The sequence below is a fragment of the Microbacterium sp. 18062 genome (assembly GCF_902706225.1).
In the GTDB taxonomy this organism is placed as follows: domain Bacteria; phylum Actinomycetota; class Actinomycetes; order Actinomycetales; family Microbacteriaceae; genus Microbacterium.
The window spans coordinates 45,344-69,529 of record NZ_CACSKB010000006.1 but is presented as its reverse complement, the minus strand read 5'-3'; the positions used below and the strand labels follow the sequence as shown (position 1 = coordinate 69,529).

22 protein-coding genes are annotated in these 24,186 nt (G+C 70.7%); 14 read left to right on the top strand and 8 right to left on the bottom strand.

The window, feature by feature from the left end; genetic code table 11:
• Positions 1–4: 4 nt before the first annotated feature.
• Both GVL03_RS03860 and GVL03_RS03855 read left to right on the top strand, forming a co-directional pair.
• Positions 5–508: an A24 family peptidase gene (locus GVL03_RS03860; protein WP_235038007.1), complete on the top strand. Its 504-nt coding sequence runs from the start codon at positions 5–7 to the stop codon at positions 506–508.
• Between the two features lie 62 nt (positions 509–570).
• Complete coding sequence (locus tag GVL03_RS03855) at positions 571–1,617, top strand: YhjD/YihY/BrkB family envelope integrity protein (RefSeq protein ID WP_159499668.1); 1,047 nt, start codon at positions 571–573, stop codon at positions 1,615–1,617.
• Between the two features lie 6 nt (positions 1,618–1,623).
• Here GVL03_RS03855 and GVL03_RS03850 read toward each other — a convergent pair whose 3' ends face one another.
• On the bottom strand, positions 1,624–2,355 hold the full coding sequence (locus GVL03_RS03850) for a glutamine amidotransferase (protein WP_159499667.1): 732 nt from the start codon (positions 2,353–2,355) through the stop codon (positions 1,624–1,626).
• A gap of 113 nt (positions 2,356–2,468) precedes the next feature.
• Between GVL03_RS03850 and GVL03_RS03845 the strand changes: the two genes are divergently transcribed.
• Positions 2,469–2,696, top strand: coding sequence for a response regulator (locus tag GVL03_RS03845; RefSeq protein ID WP_159499666.1), 228 nt, complete (start codon positions 2,469–2,471; stop codon positions 2,694–2,696).
• Positions 2,697–2,699: 3 nt separating this feature from the next.
• A complete protein-coding gene (locus GVL03_RS03840) occupies positions 2,700–3,320 on the top strand; it encodes a CYTH domain-containing protein (protein WP_159499665.1) in 621 nt (206 codons plus the stop codon).
• 278 nt (positions 3,321–3,598) lie between these two features.
• On the opposite strand, the gene lpdA is transcribed toward GVL03_RS03840, so the two are convergent.
• On the bottom strand, positions 3,599–4,999 hold the full coding sequence (lpdA, locus tag GVL03_RS03835) for a dihydrolipoyl dehydrogenase (protein WP_159499664.1): 1,401 nt from the start codon (positions 4,997–4,999) through the stop codon (positions 3,599–3,601).
• 9 nt (positions 5,000–5,008) lie between these two features.
• Positions 5,009–5,674: a copper resistance CopC family protein gene (locus GVL03_RS03830; RefSeq protein ID WP_159499663.1), complete on the bottom strand. Its 666-nt coding sequence runs from the start codon at positions 5,672–5,674 to the stop codon at positions 5,009–5,011.
• A 126-nt stretch (positions 5,675–5,800) separates the two neighbouring features.
• Between GVL03_RS03830 and GVL03_RS03825 the strand changes: the two genes are divergently transcribed.
• The 3 genes from GVL03_RS03825 to GVL03_RS03815 all read left to right on the top strand — a co-directional run bounded on the left by GVL03_RS03825 (position 5,801) and on the right by GVL03_RS03815 (position 7,628).
• A complete protein-coding gene (locus tag GVL03_RS03825; RefSeq protein WP_159499662.1) occupies positions 5,801–6,292 on the top strand; it encodes an FHA domain-containing protein in 492 nt (163 codons plus the stop codon).
• Positions 6,292–6,984: a MerR family transcriptional regulator gene (locus tag GVL03_RS03820; RefSeq protein ID WP_159499661.1), complete on the top strand. Its 693-nt coding sequence runs from the start codon at positions 6,292–6,294 to the stop codon at positions 6,982–6,984. The genes GVL03_RS03825 and GVL03_RS03820 overlap by 1 nt, the downstream gene beginning before the upstream one ends.
• Before the next feature lie 98 nt (positions 6,985–7,082).
• Entirely contained in the window at positions 7,083–7,628 is a 546-nt protein-coding gene (locus tag GVL03_RS03815) for a MerR family transcriptional regulator (protein WP_159499660.1), read from the top strand.
• Positions 7,629–7,751: 123 nt separating this feature from the next.
• Here the strand turns inward: GVL03_RS03815 and GVL03_RS03810 are convergent, their stop codons facing one another.
• Positions 7,752–8,564: a ParA family protein gene (locus tag GVL03_RS03810; protein ID WP_159499659.1), complete on the bottom strand. Its 813-nt coding sequence runs from the start codon at positions 8,562–8,564 to the stop codon at positions 7,752–7,754.
• Positions 8,565–8,666: 102 nt separating this feature from the next.
• On the opposite strand from GVL03_RS03810, the gene GVL03_RS03805 reads away from it, so the two are divergent.
• The 3 genes from GVL03_RS03805 to def are packed head-to-tail and all read left to right on the top strand — an operon-like array spanning position 8,667 to position 14,159.
• Positions 8,667–12,074 (top strand): pyruvate carboxylase, encoded by a 3,408-nt coding sequence (locus GVL03_RS03805; protein WP_159499658.1) that lies wholly within the window; start codon positions 8,667–8,669, stop codon positions 12,072–12,074.
• A gap of 49 nt (positions 12,075–12,123) precedes the next feature.
• Positions 12,124–13,671 carry a MinD/ParA family protein gene (locus GVL03_RS03800; protein ID WP_159499657.1) on the top strand — a complete coding sequence of 516 codons (1,548 nt, stop codon included), beginning with the start codon at positions 12,124–12,126 and terminating at the stop codon, positions 13,669–13,671.
• Positions 13,668–14,159, top strand: coding sequence for a peptide deformylase (gene def, locus GVL03_RS03795; protein WP_159499656.1), 492 nt, complete (start codon positions 13,668–13,670; stop codon positions 14,157–14,159). The genes GVL03_RS03800 and def overlap by 4 nt, the downstream gene beginning before the upstream one ends.
• A 388-nt stretch (positions 14,160–14,547) precedes the next feature.
• On the opposite strand, the gene GVL03_RS03790 is transcribed toward def, so the two are convergent.
• Positions 14,548–16,380, bottom strand: a complete 1,833-nt coding sequence (locus GVL03_RS03790; protein ID WP_159499655.1) for a long-chain fatty acid--CoA ligase — start codon at positions 16,378–16,380, stop codon at positions 14,548–14,550.
• 193 nt (positions 16,381–16,573) lie between these two features.
• Between GVL03_RS03790 and GVL03_RS03785 the strand changes: the two genes are divergently transcribed.
• Together GVL03_RS03785 and GVL03_RS03780 are read left to right on the top strand one after the other, a co-directional pair.
• Positions 16,574–17,290 (top strand): 1-acyl-sn-glycerol-3-phosphate acyltransferase, encoded by a 717-nt coding sequence (locus GVL03_RS03785; RefSeq protein WP_159499654.1) that lies wholly within the window; start codon positions 16,574–16,576, stop codon positions 17,288–17,290.
• Positions 17,291–17,294: 4 nt separating this feature from the next.
• Positions 17,295–18,632 carry a class II 3-deoxy-7-phosphoheptulonate synthase gene (locus GVL03_RS03780; protein ID WP_159499653.1) on the top strand — a complete coding sequence of 446 codons (1,338 nt, stop codon included), beginning with the start codon at positions 17,295–17,297 and terminating at the stop codon, positions 18,630–18,632.
• A 219-nt stretch (positions 18,633–18,851) separates the two neighbouring features.
• Here GVL03_RS03780 and pknB read toward each other — a convergent pair whose 3' ends face one another.
• A complete protein-coding gene (gene pknB / locus GVL03_RS03775; protein ID WP_159499652.1) occupies positions 18,852–20,795 on the bottom strand; it encodes a Stk1 family PASTA domain-containing Ser/Thr kinase in 1,944 nt (647 codons plus the stop codon).
• A 90-nt stretch (positions 20,796–20,885) separates the two neighbouring features.
• A complete protein-coding gene (locus tag GVL03_RS03770; RefSeq protein WP_235038006.1) occupies positions 20,886–21,872 on the bottom strand; it encodes a LysM domain-containing protein in 987 nt (328 codons plus the stop codon).
• Positions 21,873–22,033: 161 nt separating this feature from the next.
• On the opposite strand from GVL03_RS03770, the gene GVL03_RS03765 reads away from it, so the two are divergent.
• Positions 22,034–22,384 (top strand): Rv2175c family DNA-binding protein, encoded by a 351-nt coding sequence (locus GVL03_RS03765; RefSeq protein WP_235038005.1) that lies wholly within the window; start codon positions 22,034–22,036, stop codon positions 22,382–22,384.
• Positions 22,385–22,620: 236 nt separating this feature from the next.
• Here GVL03_RS03765 and GVL03_RS03760 read toward each other — a convergent pair whose 3' ends face one another.
• Entirely contained in the window at positions 22,621–23,706 is a 1,086-nt protein-coding gene (locus GVL03_RS03760; RefSeq protein WP_159499707.1) for a polyprenyl synthetase family protein, read from the bottom strand.
• Positions 23,707–23,780: 74 nt separating this feature from the next.
• Here GVL03_RS03760 and GVL03_RS03755 point away from each other — a divergent pair, with 74 nt between their 5' ends.
• Positions 23,781–24,152 (top strand): DUF3040 domain-containing protein, encoded by a 372-nt coding sequence (locus tag GVL03_RS03755; protein WP_159499650.1) that lies wholly within the window; start codon positions 23,781–23,783, stop codon positions 24,150–24,152.
• Positions 24,153–24,186 lie beyond the last annotated feature (34 nt).

Genomic DNA, 24,186 nt, shown 5'->3' with positions numbered 1-24,186 from the left:
GTCCGTGGCCGATGCGAGCGCGCTCGACGCGCTGTCCCACGGCGCGCGCGTCCTCGCGTACGCCGGGTTCGCCGCCCTGAGCCTCGTTCTGACCGTGATCGACGTGCGCACCCACCGGCTGCCGAACCGTATCGTGCTCCCCGCGTATCCGGCGGCACTCGTGCTGCTCGGCGTCGCCGCCGCGACGTCGGGGGAGTGGGCGGCGTTCGGGCGGTCGCTTGTCGCCGGCGTCCTGTCGTTCGGCTTCTATCTGCTGCTGCGTCTCGCACAACCGCGCGGGATGGGCGGCGGCGACGTCAAGCTCGCCGGCCTCGTCGGGGTCCTCCTCGGCTTCGCGGGGTGGGACGCGGTCGTCGTCGGCGTGTTCGCCGGCTTCCTCGCGGGCGGGATCTACAGCGTGGGGCTCATCGCGGCGCGCCGCGCCGACCGCCGGACCGCGATCCCGTTCGGACCCTGGATGCTGCTCGGCGCGTGGCTCGGACTCGCCTTCCACGCCGTGGCGGGGTAGTCCGGGCGCGGGGCTTGTCAAGGTGGGGCGGATGCGGCCCGTCCGCCCGCTAGCCTGGCTCAATGTCCGAGCCTTCCGATGCCTCGAATCCGAGCCCCCGGGGGCTCGTGCCGCGCGTGATCTCCTGGGCGCTGGAGCGCACGCTCGTACGCGCCTTCCTGCTCTACAGCGAACATCGCGGTGCCCAGCTCGCCGACAGCATCACCTATCGCACGCTGTTCAGCGTCTTCGCCGGCGTCCTGCTCGGGTTCTCGTTCGCCGCGCTCTGGCTGTCGGGAAATCCGGCCGCGTGGCAGGCGTTGATCACTGCGGTCGACGCCGCGATCCCGGGGCTCGTGGGGGAGGACGGGATCATCGATCCGTCGGCGATCGAGGCGCCCGTCGGGCTCACGATCGCCGGGGTCGTCTCACTCGTCGGTCTCGTGGGAGCGGCGATCGGCGCGGTCGGCTCCCTCCGGACCGCGCTGCGCATCCTGGCCGACGAGGTCTCGGACGACATGTTCTTCCTCTGGGTGATGCTGCGCAACCTCGGACTCGCGATCGGGCTGGGGCTGCTGCTCGTCGTCTCCGCGGCCGCCACGTTCCTGGGCTCCGCGTCCGTCACGACGGTGACCGGCTGGCTCGGTCTTCCCGCGGACTCCGTGCTCGTGACGGTCGCGACCCGGGTCGTCTCCCTCGTGGTGGTCCTCGCCCTCGACACGGTCGTGGTCGTCCTGATGTTCGTCATCCTGTCGGGCGTCCGCGCTCCGGCCCGCGCGCTGTGGGGCGGAGCGCTCCTCGGCGGCGCGGGTCTCCTGGTGCTGCAGGAGCTCTCCGGGCTCTTTGTCGGCGGTGCGTCGTCCAATCCGCTCCTGGCCTCCTTCGCCTCCCTCATCGCATTGCTGCTGTGGTTCAACCTGTCCGCACAGGTCATCCTGATCGCGAGCGCGGTGATCATCACCATCACCCGGGAGCATGACGACAGGGTGCGCTCCCGCTTCGGCGCGGGCACCTTCGCCCAGCGCCGGGTACGCCGGGCGGAGGACGCCGTCTCGGCCGCCGTCACCGAGCTCGACCGGGCGCGCGCCGCCGAGGAGAAGGAACGCGCGAAAGCCGCTCAGCCGGCGTAGCTCGACTCAGCGTGTGTAGCGCTCGACGAAGGTGCGGAGGATCCGCGCGGGCTCGGTCACCGCAGCGGCCCGCACGGCGCTCAGGGTGAGATCCAGTTCCCCGTCGGCGAAATACCCGTACCCGGCGTACGCCCGGATGCGGGTGGAGATGCCGGCGACGTCGAGCTCCGGATGGAACTGGGTGGCGTACACGTTGCGCCCGGCCCGGAACGCCTGCACCGGGCAGGTGGGGGAGCCGGCGAGCAGCGCCAGGTGCGGCGGCAGCACGCGGACGGCCTCCTTGTGCCCGACGAAGGCGCCGAAGGTGCGCGGCAACCCGGCGAAGAGCGGGTCGTCGGCGCCGACGTCGGTCAGCGTCACCGGGACGACGGAGATCGGCTCGGCATAGGTCCGGTCGATGATCGCACCCTGGTGCGCACCGAGTGTGCCCACGCCGTAGCAGGCACCGAGGAACGGGAAGTCCCGTGCGACGACCTCGTCGAGCAGGGTCGCCATCTCGCGTTCCACCCGCAGCTGGGCGGGCGATTTGGATTCCACGGGGTCGGACGCGTTGAAGGGGCCGCCGCCGACGATGACCCCCGACAGGGCATCGAGATCGAGCGCCGGGAGAGGACCGGCCTCGAGCCGGATGCGGCGGAGCATCCGCTCGTCCAACCCGGTGTAGCGCCGGAAGAGCGCATACTCCTCGTCGGCGGGAAGGTCCTCCGCGCGGGTCGCGAGGAGCACGAACGGCTTCATCGGGAACCGCCGGCGCGACGCGGGCGGACGCTCTCCATCCGGCCGATTCTAGAGCAGACGGACGGTGCTCGTCGCGGGGCCCGGGTTCCGCCGCCCGGAGATAGGCTGGGGTCATGGCTCTTGCACGACTCTCCGGTGGCCCGCTCGACGGACAGGTCCTCCCGCTCGAAGACGGCGTCGACGACTCGCTCATCGTGCCCTACGGCGAAGGGCAGGTCGTCTACCGGCGCGACGGTGAGTTCGAGAACACCGGCGATGACGACGGTCCCACCCAGGCACGGTTCCGCTACATCGAGGCGACCGAGCCGATCGATCCGAATCCCGACGGCCGGGACGACTGAGGCGTGAGCACCGCGAGCGAGCCGACCCGCTCGATCGAGGTGGAACGCGCCTACGACGTCGACGACGACACCGCCCTGCCCGACTGGGAGCGCCTGCCGGCGATCGCGCGCGTGGACGCACCCGAGCACCGCGCCCTCGACGCCCGGTACTTCGACACGGCCGACCTCGCGCTGGCGCGGGCGCGGGTCGCCGTGCGCCGGCGCACGGGCGGGTCGGATGCCGGATGGCACGTGAAGTCCTCCGCCCCGGAGGGACGACACGAATGGGGCTGGCCCCTCGGTGCCGACGACGACATGCCGCAGGCGATCATCGACGCGGTGGCCCGCTGGGCGTCGCCGCCCTTCGCGCAGATCGCCCGCATCCGCAACGATCGCACCGCCTACGCGCTCCGCGACGCCGACGGCGGTCTCGTCGCCGAGATGGTCGACGACCGGGTGAGCGCCGTCGCCGGCACCGGCCGGGAGACCCTCTGGCGCGAGTGGGAGGTGGAGCTCGGCCCCGCCGCGTCCGCGGACGCCGACTGGCGCGCCGCGTTCTTCACCGCCGTCGACGCGCTGGTCGAGGCGGCCGGCGGTCGCATCGCCTCGTCCGCCTCGAAGCTCGGTCGCGCGCTCGGCGCCTGAAGCGAAAGTTCCTCACGCTTCGTCTCGCTGCGCTCGCTCAGCGACCGGGCTTTCACCACCCCACGGAACGCCCCGCCAGGGGCACGGAGAAGCTGACTCGAGAGTCTCCGCTCACAGTCCCTGAGCGAGGAGCAGCGCTCCGAGACGAAGGGCAGCGACCGGGCTTTCGCCTCCTTCCTCGTCCGTCAGCGACCCGGGCCGCCGGCCCGGAACGTGAAACGGCGAGGCCGCCCCGATCGTGCCGGGACGGCCTCGCCGTTTCGCGTGCGCGAGGGCGGTCAGAAGTTGATCATGTGCCCCGCGAGACCGTGGATGGCCTCCTGCAGCGCCTCCGACAGCGTCGGGTGGGTGTGCACATTGCGGGCGAGCTCGACGGCCGTGAGATCCCACTTCTGCGCCAGGGTCAGCTCGGGGAGCAGCTCCGAGACGTCGGGGCCGATCATGTGGGCGCCGAGCAGCTCGAGGTGCTCGGTGTCGGCGATCAGCTTGACGAAGCCGACGGGCTCGCCGAGGCCGTGCGCCTTGCCGTTCGCCATGAACGGGAACGTCGCGACCTTGATGTCGTGCCCGGCGTCCTTCGCCTGCTGCTCGGTGAGCCCGAACGAGGCCACCTGCGGGGAGCAGAAGGTCGCGCGCGGCATGAAGCGGTAGTCGCCGAGGGTCTGGGTCTCGGCCTTGCCGATGGTCTCCGCTGCGACGACGCCCTGGGCTTCGGCCACGTGCGCGAGCTGCAGCTTCGCCGTGACGTCGCCGATCGCGTAGATGTGCGGGACGTTGGTGCGCATGTGGTCGTCGATGCCGATGGCGCCGCGCTCGGTCAGCTGCACGCCGGTCTTGTCGAGGCCGAAGCCCTCGACCCGCGGCGCGAAGCCGATCGACATGAGCACCTTGTCGGCCTCGATGGAGCCCTGCGCGCCCGACTTGTTGTCGGTGTACGTCACGGTGACCGACGATCCGTCGTCGACGACCGACTCGACCTTGGTCGAGGTGAGGATGTCGATGCCGTAGTTGCGGTACTGCTTCTGGATCTCCTTCGACACGTCGGCGTCCTCGTTGGGGAGAGCCCGGTCGAGGAACTCGACGATCGTGACCTTCACGCCGTAGTTCGACAGCACGTAGGCGAACTCCATGCCGATGGCGCCGGCGCCGACGATCACGATCGAGCCGGGAAGATCGCGCGCGAGGATCTGCTCCTCGTACGTCACGACGTTCTCGCTCAGCGTGACGCCCGGCAGCAGACGCACGGTCGAGCCCGTCGCGATGATGGCGTTGTCGAAGGTGACGCGCTCGACCGAGCCGTCGGACTTCGTGACGTCCACCGAGTGGTCGTCGGCGAAAGCGCCGCGGCCCTGATACTCGGTGACCTTGTTCTTCTTCATCAGGTAGTGGATGCCCTTGACGCGGCCATCGGCCACCTCGCGGCTGCGATCCCAGGCCACTCCGTAGTCGAACGACACGTCGCCCGAGATGCCGAAGAGCTCTGCCTTGTGGGCGAAGGTGTGCGCGAGCTCGGCGTTCTTCAGGAGGGCCTTGGAGGGGATGCAGCCCACGTTCAGGCAGACACCGCCCCAGTACTTCTCCTCGATGATCGCGGTGGACAGGCCGAGCTGGGCGCTCCGGACGGCCGCGACGTACCCGCCGGGGCCGGCGCCGAGAATGACGACGTCGTAGTGAGGCATGCTCTCAGCCTATCGCTCGCCGACGTCGTCCCGGCCGGCCGTACGGTCGCGCACGATCTCCTTCTGCTGGCGTGCCCGTGCGCCCAGCAGCCAGACGACGAGGGCGATGACGATCAGCAGGGCGGCGGCGCCGACGATCCACGGCAGCGGGTTCGCGCCGTCGCCGTCCTCGGGTGTCGCCGTGGCCGTCGCCATCGCATCCGGGGAGGCGGTGTCGGTGGCCGGGGTGCTCGCGGACTCGGTCGGTGTGGGCTGGGCGGTGGGGCTCGGGGCGCCGGCGACCTCGAACGCGAGCTCGCCGGCGATCGGGTGCCCGTCGCTCGAGACCACGCGCCAGGCGACCGACACGGTCCCGGAGGGCTCGCCCTCGAGCGCCTGGGTGACGACGTTTCCTGTGACAACCGGATCGCCGTCGGTGAGGGAGGTGCCGGCGCCATCCGTCACCTGCACCACGGTCGACGAGCCGTCCGAGAGCAGGTCTGCGCTGTAGGTCAGGGTGATCGCGTCGGGGAGAGCGTCGACGGCGGTGCCGGCGGCGGGATCGGTCGAGACCAGTTCGTCGTGGGCGGATGCGGGCGCCGCGGTCACGAGGACAGCGGACAGGGCCAGGGCGAACCCGGCCAGCGCGGCGATGAGGGCACGCCGCGAGCGGGTGGGAGAACCGAATGCGATCACCCGACCGAGCCTAATGCGGCAGGACCGTGCACGGGATGAGCGGTCCCGGACGCGGGCCTCATCGGGAGGGGTCGGGATGTCGGACGGCCTTCGCGATCCGTTAGGCTGAACCACGAGGAGGACGACGTGGACGAGCAGCACACACATCGACCGGGCGACATCCGGCGCCAGGGCGACGCGCCCGCGCCGACCCACGACACGACCCAGACCTTCGGGCACGATTCCGACCTGTCTTTCGTGCCGTTCGGCAGCGAGCTGAGCGACGCCGAGATGGAGGCGATCGAGGCGCTCCCGGGTAGCGCCGCCCTGTTCATCGTCCGCTCCGGCCCGACCGCCGGCGCCCGCTATCTCCTCGACACCGACGTCACGACCGTCGGTCGGCATCCCGACGCCGACATCTTCTTCGACGACGTGACCGTCTCGCGACGCCACGCCGAGATCACCCGCGTCGACGGCGGTTTCGAGATCGTCGACCAGCGCTCGCTCAACGGCACCTACGTGAACGGCGAGCGCGTCGACCGTGCGACGCTGTCGAACGGTGCCGAGGTGCGCATCGGCAAGTTCCGCCTGAACTTCTTCGTCTCGCCCGCCGATCTCGTGTCGGTGGCGGACGCCTGATGGCGGCTGTCTCCGCCCGCGGCCGCAACGAGGCTGTGGGCCTGCTGAGCATCGGTCAGGTGCTCGCCCGGCTCACCCCTGACTTTCCCGCACTGACCTCCAGCAAGCTGCGTTTCCTCGAGGTGCAGGGCATCGTCAGTCCGCGCCGTACCGAGTCCGGCTACCGCAAGTTCACGCCCGCCGACCTCGAGCGACTGCGTCTCGCGCTCACCCTGCAGCGCGACCACTATCTGCCGCTGAGCGTCATCCGCGACTATCTCGACGACGTGGATGCGGGGCGAGACCCCGCGCCGCCCGCCGAGACCGTGCCGCGCTCGATCGTGCCGACCGCGCGCCGCTACCGTCGCGACGAGCTGCTGCGCACCGCGGGAGCGGGTGCGCAGCTGCTCAACGACGCGCTGAGCACGGGCCTGATCACCGGCGGTGAGACCTACGACGAGCAGGCGCTGGCGATGCTGCGCGCCCTGGTCGCGCTCGACCGTCACGGGATCGAACCGCGTCACCTGAGGTCGATGAAGCAGAGCGCGGAGCGCGACGTCGCGCTGGTCGAGTCGGCGCTCGCACCCCTGCGCCGCCGGGTCGACGCGAACTCCCGGGGGAGGGCTGCCGATCTCGCGCCGGAGCTCGCCCGCCGGATCGGCGATGTCCGTGAGGCCCTCATCCGCGCGGCGCTCGACCGGCTCGACATCTGATCGTCCGACACGCCGGGCGCCGGGAGCGGATGTCGTTGCCCGGGACCGCTCGCTCATCTAGCGTGGAATCACACAGCAAATGGAAGGGAGGCGCCCGCATGAACGCAGGCGATCCGATCGGCGAGGTCCCTCTCGACGCCGACCTCCTCTTCACGGATGGCCTGCCCCAGATGGACGACGAGGTCGGCTACCGCGGTGCGGTGGCGGCTCGTGCAGCGGGCATCACCTACCGTCAGCTGGACTACTGGGCGCGCACCGAGCTCGTCGAGCCCACCGTGCGGGGTGCGAGCGGGTCGGGATCGCAGCGGCTGTACGGCTTCCGCGACATCCTCGTCCTCAAGCTCGTGAAGCGTCTGCTCGACACCGGCATCTCGCTGCAGCAGATCCGCACCGCGGTCGAGCAGCTGCGGGTGGCGGGCATCCGCGACCTCACCGGCACGACGCTCATGAGCGACGGCGCCTCGGTCTACCTCTGCACCTCGAACGACGAGGTCATCGATCTCGTGAGTCGCGGCCAGGGCGTCTTCGGCATCGCCGTCGGCAAGGTCCTGCGCGAGGTCGAGTCGACGCTCGTCGAGTTCGACCCTCAGGTTCCGCATCCCGCCGACGAGCTCGCCGTACGTCGCGTCCGCCGCACCGCCTGACCCGCGCCGCTTTTCTGTCGCGCCGCTCGCGGCGCGCTGGTTCCGACGACGGCCGGGCCGCGCGCTCAGGGCACGGCAGAGCGCTCCAACGCGCGGCAGGGTGCTCCGGTACGGGGACGGTGCTCAGGCGGCGGGGGTGCCCTCGGGCGCCGTGATGCGGCCGGTTCGGACGATCCGGTCGAGCAGCGCGTCGAAGTCGGCCGCGAGCTCCTGGGCGGAGTCGCCCGGCCAGATGTGCAGGGGCTTCGCCGCGCCCTGCGCCTGCTGCAGCGATGTGCGCTCGGGCAGCTGCGGCGAGAGCACCAACGGACCGAACATGTCACGCAGCTCCTTGATGCGGAACTGGTGCTCGATCGACTGCGGACGCACGCGGTTCACGACGATCCCGAGTGGCTGCAGGCGGGGCGAGAGACCGCGCCGGATCTCCTCGATCGCGCGCAGCGCGCGGTCGGCCGCGGCCACCGAGAACAGCCCGGGCTCGGTGATCACGACGACCCGGTCGCTGGCCGCCCACGCCGTGCGGGTGAGCGCGTTGAGCGAGGGCGCGCAGTCGATCAGCACGAGGTCGTAGTCGGCCTCGACAGTGGCGAGTGCCTCCTCGAGCTTCCAGACGTCGCGCACGCTCGGGTGCGGACCGTCGAAGTTGATGGCGGAGGGACTGCCGATCAGCACGTCGATCGTGCCGGCGTGCACCTTGGTCCAGCCGCTCGAGGTGATCGCCTGACGGACGACCTTCTCCTTCGGGTTGGCCAGGACGTCGGCGACGTTCAGCCGCCCGGCCACCTGGATGTCCATCCCGGTCGACACATCGGACTGCGGGTCGAGGTCGACGACGAGCGTACGAACACCTCGGGCGAACGCGGCGGACGCGAGCCCCAGAGTGACGGTCGTCTTGCCGACCCCGCCCTTGAGCGAGCTGACGGAAAGGACATGCACGTCCCCCACGTTACCGTCCCCTAGGCTGTGAGCACACTCAGGCCCGCGCATCGCCGCCGTCGAGTGCGATGTGCCACCGCCACATGACGGATACGAGGTCCCATGTTCCGGAAGATCCTGGTCGCCAACCGCGGCGAGATCGCGATCCGCGCCTTTCGCGCGGCGTACGAGGTCGGCGCGCGCACGGTCGCCGTCTATCCGTACGAGGACCGCTTCTCCCTGCATCGGCTGAAGGCGGACGAGGCGTACCGGATCGGCGAGAAGGGCCACCCGGTCCGTGCATACCTCGACGTCGACGAGATCATCCGGGTCGCGAAAGACAGCGGTGCGGACGCGATCTACCCCGGCTACGGATTCCTCTCCGAGAACCCCGAGCTCGCCGCGAAGGCCGCCGCGAACGGGATCGCGTTCATCGGGCCGCCCGCCGCCGTCCTCGAGATGGCCGGCAACAAGGTGACGGCCAAGGAGCACGCGATCGCGGCCGGGGTCCCCGTCCTGCGTTCCACGCCCGCATCCGACGACGTCGAGACGCTCCTCGGACAGGCCGACGGGATCGGCTTCCCCATCTTCGCAAAGGCCGTCGCCGGCGGCGGCGGCCGCGGGATGCGGCGCGTCGAGACGAAGGAGGAGCTCGCTCCCGCCCTCGCCGAGGCGATGCGGGAGGCGCAGAGCGCCTTCGGCGACCCGCGGATGTTCCTCGAGCAGGCGGTGCGGCGTCCGCGGCACATCGAGGTGCAGATCCTCGCCGACACGCAGGGCGCGACGGTGCACCTGTTCGAGCGCGACTGCTCGGTGCAGCGCCGTCACCAGAAGGTCATCGAGATCGCCCCGGCGCCGAACCTCGACGAGCACGTGCGACAGGCCCTGCACCGGCACGCCGTCGCATTCGCCGAGTCGATCGGCTACCAGAACGCCGGGACGGTCGAGTTCCTGCTCGAGACGGCCGGACCCCGCACGGGCGAGGCGGTCTTCATCGAGATGAACCCCCGCATCCAGGTCGAGCACACGGTGACCGAGGAGGTCACCGACGTCGACCTCGTGCAGTCGCAGATGCGCATCGCGGCCGGCGAGAGCCTGGCCGAGCTGGGGCTCACCCAGCCGGAGCTGCGCCTGCGCGGGGCGGCGCTGCAGTGCCGCATCACCACGGAGGACCCGACGCAGGGGTTCCGCCCCGACACCGGAAAGATCACGACCTACCGCTCGCCCGGCGGTGCCGGCATCCGTCTCGACGGCGGGACGACGGCGGCCGGATCCCAGATCAGCCCGCACTTCGACTCGATGCTCGCCAAGCTCACCTGTCGCGGGCGTGACTTCGACGCCGCGGTCGCGCGCGCCCGTCGCGCCCTGGCCGAGTTCCGCATCCGCGGGGTCTCCACGAACATCCCGTTCCTGCAGGCGGTGCTGGACGATCCGTCGTTCACCGTCGGTGACATCAGCACGGCCTTCATCGACGAGCGTCCGGAGCTCCTGCGCGGGCGCGAGTCGAAGGATCGCGGCTCGAAGATCCTGAACTGGCTCGTCGACGTCACGGTCAACAAGCCGAACGGGGAGAACCCGCTCACGATCGATCCTCGACTGAAGCTGCCCGCGGTCGACCTGTCGGTGCCGGCCGTCCCGGGGTCGCGGCAGCGGCTGCAGGAGCTCGGGCCGGCCGGTTTCGCCGCCGACCTGCGTGCGCAGACGGCGCTCGCGGTCACCGAGACGACCTTCCGCGACGCCCACCAGTCGCTGCTCGCGACGCGCGTGCGGACGAAGGACCTCCTGACCGTCGCGCCGTACGTGGCGCGCCTCACGCCGCAGCTCCTGTCGGTCGAGGCGTGGGGCGGTGCGACCTACGACGTCGCGCTCCGGTTCCTCGGCGAGGACCCGTGGGAACGACTCGACGCACTCCGCGAGGCGCTGCCGAACGTCGCCATCCAGATGCTGCTGCGCGGCCGGAACACGGTGGGCTACACCCCGTATCCGACCGCGGTGACCGACGCGTTCGTGCGCGAGGCGGCTGCATCCGGGGTCGACGTCTTCCGGATCTTCGACGCCCTGAACGACGTCTCGCAGATGAGGCCCGCGATCGACGCGGTGCTCGAGACCGGCACCGCGGTCGCCGAGGCGGCGCTGTGCTACACCGGCGATCTGCTCGACCCCGCCGAGACGCTCTACACGCTCGACTACTACCTGCGTCTGGCCGAGCAGATGGTCGAGGCGGGTGCCCATGTGCTCGCCGTCAAGGACATGGCGGGGCTGCTCCGGCCCGCCGCGGGCGCCCGGCTCGTCGGCGCGCTGCGCGAACGGTTCGACCAGCCCGTGCACGTGCACACGCACGACACCGCCGGCGGCCAGCTGGCAACGCTGCTCGCCGTCAGCGCGGCGGGGGCGGATGCGGTCGATGCGGCCGCCGCGCCCATGTCCGGCACGACCAGCCAGCCGTCGTTGTCGGCCCTCATCGCCGCGCTCGCGCACACCGAGCGCGAGACCGGTATCGCGCTGCAGGCGGCCGCGGATCTGGAGCCGTACTGGGAGGCCGTGCGGCACCAGTACCGTCCCTTCGAGTCGGGCCTGCCCGGCCCCACCGGGCGCGTCTACCACCACGAGATCCCGGGCGGGCAGCTGTCGAACCTGCGTCAGCAGGCGATCGCGTTGGGACTCGCGGAGGACTTCGAGCTCATCGAGGACATGTACGCCGCGGCGAACGAGATCCTCGGCCGCGTGCCCAAGGTGACCCCGTCGTCGAAGGTGGTGGGCGACCTCGCCCTCGCCCTCGCGGCCGCGAATGCAGACCCGGCCGACTTCGCCGAGAACCCGCAGAACTACGACATCCCCGACTCGGTCGTGGGGTTCATGGCGGGGGAGCTGGGCGATCTGCCGGGCGGATGGCCGGAGCCCTTCCGCAGCAAGGTTCTCGCCGGTCGTACGCTCAAGCCTCCGGTCGTGGACCTGTCTGAAGAGGACGCGGCATCCCTCGACGCGGACTCCACCACGAGACGCGACGCCCTGAACCGGCTGCTCTTCCCCGGACCGACGCGGTCGTTCCAGGAGACGCGCGACGCCTACGGCGACCTGTCGGCGCTCGACACCGACGACTACCTCTACGGCCTGACGCCCGGGGTGGAGCACGTGGTCGAGATCGAGCGCGGCGTGCAGCTGTGGCTCGGTCTCGAGGCGATCGGTGCGGCCGACGAGAAGGGCATGCGCACCGTCATGACGACGCTCAACGGGCAGCTGCGCCCGGTCTTCGTGCGCGACCGGAGCATCGCCGTGGAGGCCCGGCAGGCGGAGAAGGCCGACACGTCGAAGCCCGGTCAGGTGGCCGCTCCCTTCTCGGGCGTCGTGACGCTCAAGGCCGAGGTCGGCGACACCGTGCGCGCCGGTCAGCCGCTGGCGTCGATCGAGGCGATGAAGATGGAGGCGGCCATCACGAGCCCGGTCGACGGCGTCGTTGAGCGTCTCGCGATCGGGGCCACGCAGCAGGTGGAGGCGGGCGACCTTTTGGTCGTCGTCCGGCCTGCGCACTAGCCTGGGGTGGGCGCCGACGGTTCGGCGATCCGTTGGGAGTTCTCTGAGTATGGCTGATCGCGACGATCAGAACCCGGTTGACGGCGACGCCGACATCATCGACGAACCGGTCAGCGTGGACGCCGCCGGCTTCGACATCCTGAGCACGCAGACCGCGCAGGTCGCGGTGACGCTGCCGGTGACGGACGTCGACGACGACCTGGTGGACGACGACATCCTCGCGGACGACATCGCGCCGGAGCCGGTCGCCGTCGTCTCGATCGAGGGCGGCGTGGACCCGGTCGACGACGTTCACGTGGTGCACGAGGACGACGTCGAGGAGACGGTGGACGACGGAGACGACACGACCGTCGACGCCGAGGACGCGGTGGAGGTGCACGACGTGGACACATCCGAGCAGGAGCCTGAGGCCGTGACGTCCCCGGCCACCGGTGCCTCGGCGCCGCAGGAGACACCGGTCTTCCGGTCGACGACTCCGGTCACGCTCCGCACGACCGAGACCCGGCCGGTGACGGTGCGCTCTCCGGACCCGGTGTCGCCGCCCGAGCCCGAGCGCGCCCACGCGACGGAATCCGCATCCGCCGACGCCGTCCCCGCGCCCGTCACGCTGGCTGCGCGTCGCGTGGACGAGCGCGATGCGGAACGGGAGACGGCCGATCTGCTGACGGCCGACCGGCTTCTGCAGAGCGATCGCCTGCCGCGTCGCGAGCCGGAGGGCACGTGGCCGCACTTCGTCTACGCGTTGACCGGAGGCCGCGTGCGCCTCGGCGACAGTCGCCGCGCACGGGCGCGGCGTGCGCTCGACGCGAGGATCGCCGCGCCCCTCAACGGCGGTGCCCGGTTCGTGGCCGTGCTCTCGCGCAAGGGCGGCGTCGGCAAGACGACGGTGACGGCGTTGCTCGGCATGGCCCTCGCGGACGCGCGCGAGGACCGGATCATCGCGCTGGACGCCAACCCGGATCGCGGCACGCTCGCCGAGCGCATCGGCCGTCCGAGCGGCAAGACCGTGCGCGACCTCACCGGGTCCCGCACGCGCGTGCACGGCTTCAACGAGATCTCGTCGATCGTCGTGCGCGACGAGACCCGCCTGGACGTGCTGGCCTCCGACGCCGACCCGCGTATCTCCGAGGCGTTCGACGACTCCGACTACCGGGACGTCGCCGCGCTGGCCGCGCACTACTACTCGATCGTGCTGACCGACACGGGCACGGGCATCGTGCATTCCGTGATGAGCGCGACGCTCGAGGCGTCCGACGCCCTCGTGATCGTCGCCGGGCTCAGCGTCGACGAGGCGCGTCTCGCGTCGGAGACCCTCACCTGGCTCGAGACCAACGGCTACACCGAGCTGGCGCGTTCCGCGGTGGTGGTGCTCAACTCCTCGCGTCCCGGTGCCGCGCTCGTGCGACAGACCGAGCTCGAGGAGCACTTCCGCAGCCGGGTCCGCGCGGTCGTCCGCCTGCCGTACGACGCGCGGATCGCCACGGGCAGCGCGATCACGTTCCGCGACCTCCAGCCCGCGACCCGCGCGGCCGCGCGAGAGCTCGCCGCCGTCGTGGTGTCCGGCATCGGCTCGGTCCCGGTGACGGGCGCCGCGTGACGGTTCGCGCCATCCGCCTCTTCGGCGACCCCGTCCTGAAGACCCCGAGCTCACCGATCGCCGAGATCGACGACGGCATCCGCGCTCTCGTGCGCGACCTCGTCGAGACCGTGGAGCTTCCCGGGCGGGCGGGCGTCGCCGCGCCCCAGATCGGTGTGGGGCTGCGGGCGTTCAGCTACAACATCGACGGAGACATCGGGTACGTCCTGAATCCCGTCCTGGTCGAGGCGTCGGGGGAGCCGGAGCTGATCGGAGAGGGATGCCTCTCCGTCCCCGGGCTCTGGCACGACGTGCTGCGTCATCCGCACGCCAAGGTCGTCGGCATCGATCTCGACGGCGACGAGGTCGTGCTCGAGGGGGACGGGCTGTTGGCGCAGGCGCTGCAGCACGAGACCGATCATCTCGACGGAAAGCTGTACCTCGACCGCCTCGACCGGGAGCGCCGTCGCGTCGCACTGCGCGAGGTGCGCGAGAGCGACTGGTTCTGACTCGAAGGTCTCCGCTCTCGATCCCTGAGCGACGAGACGAGCGGAGCGGAACCCGTTCCGGTGGGGCGCTTCGTCTCGCTGCGCTCGCTCAGCGACCGGACTTTCTCGCCCCACGGCGGCCCCCGCCAGGCGCGGGGGAAGCTGATGCGGAAGTCGCCCGTCCTCGACCCGTCAGCGCAGGACTCTCGCACCGGACTCTTGCTCGCCGCGGACCGCCCTGGAGGAGCGCGGGCCCGTGCTTGGGGCCGCGAGACTGCACGTGGGCGCCGAGACGGTGGGGTTGCCCCACGGTCTCGGCGCCCCGTTGCAGTCTCGCGGGTGAAGGGCGTGCGGGTGAGGACCGCGACCTGTCGTCTCGTCTATCCCGCTCGGGAACCGCGCTCGGGTCCTAGGGCAGCGAGATGTTCTGGGTGTTCTCCGGCACGCTGTAGAGCTCTTCGATCTCGCCCGCGAAGTCGTCGAGGATGACGCTCCGTTTGATCGAGAGCTTCGGCGTGAGATGCCCGCTCGCCTCGGTCCACTCGGTCGGCAGGATCACGAACTTGCGGATCGACTCGGCGCGGGAGACGGTGGCGTTCGCCCGGTCGATGGCGTGCTGGATCTCGGCGCGCACCGCCTCGTCCTTCGCCGCCTCCTGGATCGACAGCTCGGCGCGATGCCCGTTGTTCTGCAGCCACGTGGGCAGCATCTCGGAGTCCAGCGTGATCAGGGCCGAGATGAACGGCTTCTGATCGCCGACCACGACGACCTGGCCGACGATGGGGTTCGAGCGGATGGGATCCTCGAGCGCAGCCGGTGCGACGTTCTTGCCGCCCGCAGTGACGATGATCTCCTTCTTGCGCCCCGTGATCGTGAGGAAGCCGTCGCCGTCGAGCGTGCCGATGTCGCCGGTCTTGAACCAGTCGCCGTCGAACGCGTCCGCCGTGGCCTCGGGATTGCGCCAGTACTCTTTGAACACGTTGATGCCGCGCACCTCGACCTCGCCGTCCTCGGCGACCCGGATGCCGACGCCCGGCAGGGCGGGTCCGACCGTGCCGATCTTCGACTTGGTGGCGAGGTTCACGGTCGCCGGCGCTGTCGTCTCGGTCAGGCCGTATCCCTCGAGGATATGCACGCCCAGGCTGTGGAAGAAGTGGCCGAGGCGGGGGCCGAGCGGAGCGGAGCCGGAGACCGCGAAGGTGACGTTGCCGCCCATCGCCGTCCGCAGCTTCGAGTAGACGAGCTTGTCGAACAGCGCGAACGTGATGCGCATCCCCAGCGGGATCCGCCTGCCGTCCTGCAGACGCTGCGAGTGGTCGATCGCGGTCTGCGCCGCAGCGCGGAAGATCTTGCCCTTGCCGCCGGCCTCCGCCTTCTGCTCGGCGGAGTTGTAGACCTTCTCGAACACACGCGGGACCGCGAGGAGGTACGTCGGGTGGAACGATCCGAGCGCCGCGAGCAGCTGCTTGGTGTCCGGCTGGTGGCCGGTCTTGACGCCCGCGTGCACGTTCAGGATCGAGATGAAGCGCGCGAAGACGTGTGCGGCCGTGATGAACAGCACCGTCGACGCGCCCGGCGTCTGCACGACCTCGTCCAGGGCCTTGGCGGAGTTGCGCGAGAGCTCGACGAAGTTGCCGTGCGTCAGGACGCATCCCTTGGGCCGTCCGGTCGACCCGGACGTGTAGATGAGAGTGGCGATGTCCGATGCGACGGCGAGGCCGCGGCGCCGTTCGATCTCATCGTCGGACACCGATGCTCCCGCCGCGACGATCGTGTCGAGGTCGCCCGCCTGCATCTGCCACGCCGTGCGGATGAGCGGGAGGTTCGCCCGCACCTCCTCGAGGCGCGCCGCGTGCTCGGCGGACTCGACGAGGACCGCGACCGCGCCGGAGTCGGAGAGGATCCATTCCACCTGGTGCGCCGAGCTCGTCTCGTAGATCGGTACCATCACCGCTCCGGCATAGAACAGGGCGAAGTCGACCAGCGTCCAGTCGTACGTCGTGCGAGCGAGGAAGCCGATCTTGTCGCCGGGCTCGACGCCGGCGGAGACGAACCCCTTCGCCAGAGCGATGACCTGCCGCTGGAAGTCGGCGGCGGAGATGTCGCGCCATCCGTCGCCGTCGGGCACCGCGAACAGGGCACGGTCGGGCGTCGCAGCGACCCGGTCGACCAGGAGGTCGGTGACGTTGGCCTGGGGATCGGCGGGGACGATCGCGGGGACTTCGAACTCTACGGCGCTCATTTCGGCAGCTCCTTCGATACCGGGGCGGGCAATGCTGATGAGACGCAAGTCTACGCATGCGTGAGACTGAGTCCCACCGTCGCCGCGCGAGTAGGAGTCGCGAGGCGTCGCGCACTAAGCTTCTGTGGGCTCACCGGAGCCGAAGGGATGGCACCGTGCTCGCAGTGGGGCTCGACACCGAGGAGGTCGACCGGTGTTCTACTGGCTGATGAAGTACGTCGTGATCGGCCCGATCATCAAGGCGATCTTCCGACCGTGGATCGTCGGACGCCGCAACATCCCGGCCGAGGGTGCCGCGATCCTCGCGAGCAACCATCTCTCTTTCGCGGACTCCATCTTCCTCCCGCTGATGATCGACCGGCGGATGTCGTTCCTCGCCAAGAGCGACTACTTCACCGGCCGTGGGATCCGTGGATGGGCCACCCGGTTCTTCTTCAAGGCAACCGGCCAGATCCCGATCGACCGCTCCGGCGGCAAGGCCTCCGAGGCCTCGTTGAACACCGGCCTGCAGGTGCTCGGGCGCGGCGACCTGCTCGGCATCTATCCCGAGGGGACCCGCAGCCCGGACGGCCGGCTGTACCGCGGACGGACGGGACTGGCGCGGATGGCGCTCGAGGCGCACGTGCCGGTCGTGCCGGTCGTGATGGTCGACACCGACACGGTCATGCCCATCGGCAAGCGCATCCCGCGGATCGGGCGTGTCGGCATCATCATCGGTGAGCCGCTGGACTTCTCGCGCTTCGCCGGTATGGAGGGGGACCGCTACGTCCTGCGCTCGGTCACCGACGAGATCATGATCGCTCTGCAGCGGCTCGGAGCGCAGCGATACGACGACGTCTACGCCTCGACGGTCAAGGACCGGGCGGCCGTCGCCGGCGCGTCTGAGACCCCCCGCTCGTCGCTAGACTGACGGGATGCTCTCCTCTCTCGACCCGCTTGATCATTGGCGTGCGCTGCCGATCAAGCAGCAGCCCGTCTGGCCCGACGCCGACGCCGTGGCCACCGTCTCCGCCGAGATCGCGACCCTTCCGCCGCTCGTCTTCGCCGGCGAGGTGGACCGCCTGCGCGACCGCCTGGCGCGCGCCGCATCCGGGCGTGCGTTCCTCCTGCAGGGAGGGGACTGCGCCGAGACGTTCGCGGGGGCGACGGCCGAGCAGATCCGCAACCGCATCAAGACCGTGCTGCAGATGGCGGTCGTCCTCACCTACGGGGCCTCGATGCCGGTCGTGAAGATGGGCAGGATGGCGGGGCAGTTCGCGAAGCCCCGATCGAGCGAGTCCGAGACGCGCGGCGATGTGACGTTGCCCGCGTACCGCGGAGACATCGTCAACGGCTTCGACTTCACCGAGGGCTCGCGCACGCCCGATCCGCAGCGCCTGCTGAAGGGGTACCACACGGCGGCGTCGACGCTGAACCTCATCCGCGCCTTCACCCAGGGCGGGTTCGCGGACCTCCGCGAGGTGCACAGCTGGAACAAGGGCTTCGCCGAGAACCCGGCCAACCAGCGGTACGAGCGGATCGCGACTGAGATCGACCGTGCCATCAAGTTCATGGAGGCCGCCGGCGCCGACTTCGACGCGATGCGCCACGTCGAGTTCTACACCGGTCACGAGGGTCTGCTCATGGACTACGAGCGCCCCATGACCCGCATCGACTCGCGCACGCACACGCCGTACAACACCTCGGCGCACTTCCTGTGGATCGGCGAGCGCACCCGCGAGCTCGACGGGGCGCACGTCGACTACTTCTCCAGGATCCGGAACCCCATCGGGGTGAAGCTCGGCCCGACCACATCGATCGAGACGGCCCTGGCGCTCATCGACAAGCTCGACCCCGAGCGCGAGCCGGGCCGGCTCACCTTCATCACCCGGATGGGTGCGGGAAAGATCCGCGACGCGCTGCCGCCGCTGCTCGAGGCCGTGAAGGACTCGGGTGCGACGCCGCTGTGGGTCACCGACCCGATGCACGGCAACGGCATCACGACCCCCACCGGCTACAAGACCCGCCGTTTCGACGACGTCGTCGACGAGGTGCGCGGGTTCTTCGAGGCGCACCGTGCGGTCGGCACGCACCCGGGCGGCATCCACGTCGAGCTCACGGGCGACGACGTCACCGAGTGCCTGGGCGGCTCCGAGATGATCGACGAGGCGACCCTCGCCACCCGCTACGAGTCGCTGTGCGACCCGCGTCTGAACCACATGCAGTCGCTCGAGCTGGCCTTCCTCGTGGCCGAGGAGCTCGAGAAGCGCTGATGCGGAGGTCTCCCTGAGCTGAGGAGTGCTCGCTCCGAGACGAAGGACGGCGACCGGGCTTCCCCAACCTCATGGAGTGCCCCGCCAGAGGCATGGAGGAGCTGATGTGAAAGTCTCCCCGAGGGGGGACTCCGCATCCTTCGCTGGTCGTCTGCGACCGCGGCCGCTGACCCGGCGGCGAAGGCGGATGCGGCGAGCCGCCCGCATCCGCCTCGTCACTCAGCCGGAGACGTTGAAGCGCAGCGAGACGCGGGTGCCGCGCTCCACCATGGACCCGGCGCTCGGCGACTGGGATTCGACCTCGGTGGCGTCGTTCGGGAACAGATCCCACGTCGAGAGATACTCGGCGGTGAACCCGGCGTTCGACAGCGCCCGCTTCGCCTCGTCGCGCGTCATCCCGTCGACGTCGGGGACGGGGAACAGCGGCGGACCGTCGGAGATGATCAGGGTGACCGTGTCTCCCGGGCGCCAGTCACCGCCGCCGTCGCGATCGGCGAGCCCGATCACGTTGCCCTTGGCGATGTCCTCCGAGTTCTGCGTCGGCCGGTTGTCTGAGACCACCAGCTCGACGCCTTCGAGGACCCGGACGGCGTCGTCCACCCTCAGTCCGGACACATCCGGCACGGGGCCGCGGGAGACGACGAGGCTCGCGGTGTCACCCTCGTAGACCGTGCAGCCGTTCGTGCAGTCGACCGGGTCGCCGCCCGAGGGGCGGACGACGGACGCCGCCACGACCGTGCCGTCGGCCGCGTCCGTGAAGAGGTACTCGGGATCGGTGAGCCCGACCTTCGCCTGCTGCAGGGTCGCGGTCACCTCGTCCAGCGTGCCGCCGGCGAGCGGACCGAGATCGTGGGGCTGCGGCCCGAGCGACACGACCACGCGCACGGTCGAGTCCTTGTCGAGCCGTTCGCCGCTGCCGGGCTCGGTGCGGATCACCCGTCCCGTCTCGATCTCGAGGCTGTACTCCTCGCCGCGCTCCGCGACGAGGGTCTCCGCGCGGAGGGCGCTCTGGGCCTCTTCGAACGTGAGGCCCTCCACGGCCGGCACGGCGACGAGCGATCCGGGGCCCGAGCCGAACCACCATCCGGTGCCGCCGGCGATCGCGGCCAGCAGCAGCACGATCGTGACCAGCCACCCGCCCTTGGCGGCGCGGCGGCGAGCGGCGCGGCGCAGGCGGGTGGCGTTGTCGGCGTCGTCCGCGACCGGCTGCGGCCCGGTGAGGGCGGCCGGCAGTGCCTTCGTGAGCTCGCCCGAGTCGTATCCCTCCTCGGCGACGGCCGTTCCGATCGCGAGGGTACGCGCGACCTGCGGGGCGACGCCCAGCTCGCGCTCGATGTCGCGGAGCCGTCGCAGCATCTCGTCGGCGTCGACGGGGCGGGCATCGGGGGAGCGTTCGGTCGCCCAGAGGACGAGCTCGTCGAGCTGCTCGGGCACGCCCGGGTTCTTCGCGCTCGGCCGCGGCACGGAGTCCGTCGCGTGCTGGTAGGCGATCTGCATCGGCTGCTCGCCCTTGTAGGGCTGCTCGCCGGTGAGCATCTCGTAGAGCATGATGCCGAGTGCGTAGATGTCGCTGCGGGCGTCGGCGCTGCCGCGGGTGACGAGCTCGGGGGCGAGGTACGCGATCGTGCCGAGCAGCATCTGGCCGCTCGCGGTGTTCGCGGTCGTCGCGCGCGCGAGGCCGAAGTCGCCGATCTTGATGCGGCCGTCCTCGGCCAGCAGCACGTTCTCCGGCTTCACGTCGCGGTGCACGATGCCCGCCCGGTGTGCGGCGGCGAGCCCGGAGAGGATCGCGTCCATGATCGTGATCGTCTGCGGGACCGAGAGACGACGGTGCTCCTTGAGCAGATCGCGCAGGGTGATGCCGGGGAGGTACTCCATGACCATGTAGGCCATGTCGCTGTCCTGACCCTGGTCGAACACGTTGACGACGTGCGGATCGGCGAGCCGAGCGGCCGCTCGTGCCTCCTGGATGAAGCGGCTCTGGAACACGGAGTCGTCGCTCAGATGCCCGTGCATGACCTTGAGGGCTACACGCCGCTCGAGGCGCAGGTCGGTCGCAACGTACACCGTCGCCATCCCGCCGCGGGCGATGCGCGCGCGCACGCGGTAGCGACCGTCGACCAGACGGCCGATCAGCGGATCCGCGCGCTGGCTCGTGCTCACGCTCAGAGTCTACGGATTCGCGGCTGTGAGCCCCGGCAGCGGCTCACCCTCTTCCTGCGCGATTCCGTCTCGCCGTGAGCGATCAGTCTGTCAGCCGAGGATCGCGAGCCACGTGGTCGCCGGCTGCTCCCAGCGCGCGTAGCGGTCGGGGTACGCGGAGATCTGCACCGCCTGCGCCGCATCCGCGTAGGGGAGCGTCTCCCACCCGGGGATGTCGAGGAGGCCCTGCGTGCGCGTGCCGTTCGGATCGGCGGGTCCGCCGAAGAACGCGCGCGTCGCGCGGTCGGGGTCCCGCACCTCGTCCGCAGTGCCCCATCCGGTCGACGGACGCTGCTGGAACAGGCCCAGCGAGTCGCGGTCGCCCCAGTCGAGGTTGCGCAGCCAGGACTCCTGCATGGCCGTGCCGAGCGCGATGAGGATGCCGCGGTCGGAGACGCCGAGCTCGCGTCCGATGCGGATGATCGTCTGTGCGTTCGCCGCCTGCTCGGCATCGAGCTCGAGCGCGGGAGCGGCGGCGGGCACCGGTGCGGCGGCGGGCTCGGCGGAGGCGGCGGGCGCGGCTCCCGGGATCGCGATGCTCTGACCCGGGTAGATGATCGAGTCCCACGTGAGGCCGTTGGCGGCGAGCACGGCCTGCGTCGTCGTGCCGTTCCGGCTCGCGATCGCGCTGATCGTGTCGCCCGCCTGCACGACGTGGACGCTCGTCGCGGGCGCGGCCTGTGCCGCCGGGGCGGCGGGTGCCGGCGCGGCCGCCACGGGCGCCGTGAGCCGGAGCACGGCGCCGGGGCGGATGACGGAGTCCTGCCAGCTCAGCCCGTTCCATGCGAGCACGTCCGCGGTCGCCAGGCCGTATCGCGAGGCGATCGCGCTCACGGAGTCGCCGGCGACGACGGTGTGGGTCTCGGGCGGGGGGACGGCAGTGGCGCGCAACGTGTGCGCACCGCCGTTCTCGAGGGCCGAGACGCGGCTCTCGGCCGCTTCGACGGGGGTGGGATGCAGCGCGAGCGCGACCCCGCCGGCGACGGCGGAGAGGCCGAGAGCGGCGAGACGGGAGTGTGCGAGGGCGTGCGAAGACATGGGCGTCCTCCTCATGGTGGATCGTCCTTCCGGGGGTCCGGCCACACTGGCACGCGTGTATAGCTCTGTCAAGGAGAGTGACGCATGGGGCGTATGTGACGAGGGCTTCCCGACGCACGACCACGCTCCCGAAGGTCGGAGGCGAGTGAGACAATGGCGGAGTGACTGGCGACATCGACACCCGCACGCCCACCGACTGGCTCGCTCTGCCGGACCTGGTCGAGATCACCGGCGAATCCCTCAGCCGGGTACGTCGCTACATCGACGACGCGTATCTCATCGGATCGCGTCGGCACGGACCGTTCACGGTGCCGAGCGTCTTCATCGTGGACGGAGCGCCGCTCGGCTCGCTCCGCGGGACGATCATCGCCCTGCGGGACGCGGGACTCACCGACGACGAGGCCATCGACTGGCTGCTCGAACCCGAGGAGTCCATCGGGCAGGCGCCTATCGCGTCTCTCCTGCAGGGACGTAAGAGCGAGGTTCGGCGCGTCGCACGCACCCTCACCTGACCCGAAAGTCTCCGCGCCCCGGTTCTGTTGAGCAGGCGCATTGCCTGGACTTTCCCCACCCCACGGAGCGCCCCGCAGGGGCGCGGAGAAGCTGAAGCGAAAGTCTCCCCTCTCGGTCCCTGAGCGAGAGGCGGAGCGACGAGACGAAGGGGCGGGGTGGGCGCTTCGTCTCGCTGCGCTCGCCCAGCGACCGGAGTGCGCCCCCGCGGTTCCTCCCGTGCGGCGGCGCGTGCCGCTCAGGCGGTCCGCGAGGTCGCCGCGCGCGCGAGGTCCCGCAGCTCGCCGACCGCGACGTTCCCGAGCGGGGCGCCGGAGAGCGCGCGGTCCGCATCCCGGGCGTAGGCCGCGATGAGGTCCTCGACGCGGTCGAGCGCGCCGCTGTCGACGATGGTCCGCTGGAGAGCGCCGATCTGCTCCGCGTCGAGCTCTGGATCGCCGATCAGCTCGTCGACGACGGCGCGGGCGCCGGGCGCCAGCACCTCGCGCGCATACGCGACCAGCACGGTGCGCTTGCCCTCGCGGAGGTCGTCGCCGGAGGGCTTGCCGGTCCGGGCCTCGTCGCCGAAGACGCCGAGCACGTCGTCGCGCAGCTGGAACGCCATGCCCACCGGATGCCCGAACGCGCTGAGCGTCGACAGCTGGCCGGTGCTCGCTCCGGCGAGCGCCGCGCCGATGCGCAGGGGCTGCTCGACGCTGTAGCGCGCGGACTTCAGCGACGCGACGCGCAGCGCTCGCTCGGCGTGCCGGTCGTCGCCCGCGACGAGGAACGCGGACTCCTCGGCGATGTCGAGGAACTGACCGACGGTCACGTCCCGGCGCATTCGCGCGTACTCGGCGCGGGCCGTGGCGGCCTCGTCCGAGCTCGCGGTGGTCAAGCCCTCCTCCAGCAGGTCGTCGCTCCAGGCGACGAGGAGGTCTCCGGAGAGGATCGCGGCCGAGCGTCCGAAGGCGGCTGCATCGCCCGCCCACCGCTGGTCGCGATGGTGCGCCTCGAGGGCGCGGTGCGCGGCGGGCTTTCCTCGCCGGGTGTCCGAGTTGTCGATCAGGTCGTCGTGGACGAGCGCTGCGGCGTGGAAGATCTCGAGCGCCGCGGCCGCCGCGATCACGGCGTCGCCGGGTCGCGCGACCCGGCCGCCGGCCTCGGCGACGGCGCGCCATCCGGTCAGGCAGAAGCGCGCGCGAAGGCGCTTGCCGCCCTGGACGGCGGATGCGGATGCGCGGACGAAGTGCACGGCCTCCGGACCCGCCTCCGTCGCATTCCGCAACCGGGATGCGAAGAAGTTGTCCAGACGCTGGGAAACCGCCTCGATCGCGTCTGACATGCTCGACACGGGCCTAGCCTAGTCAGAGCGCCGACGCGTAGAATTCTTGTCACACCGTCACCCAAGGGGGATGAATGCCTCTCTCCGAACAAGAGCAGCGTCTGCTCGATGAGATGGAACGCCACCTCATGAGCAACGACGCCGATGTCGTCACTGCTCCGCAGGTCGGTCGCGCCCTCAGCTATCGCAACATCGTCTACGGCACGATCATGGTGCTCGCGGGTCTCGGTGGCCTGATCGTGGGACTTTCGACGCAGTTGATCGTGGTCGGTGTCGTCGGTTTCGTCCTGATGCTCGGCGGTGTGATCGTCGCGGTCACCCCTTCCCGCACTCTGCGGAGCTCTCCGTCCTCCGCTCCGCGCGCGGGAGGCAAGGACGCCAAGACGTCCGGCTCCTTCATGGATCGTATGAACGACCGATGGGACCGCCGCCAGGAAGGCCGCTGATCCCACGCTGATCGCCTGAGCGCCGCCCCCTTTC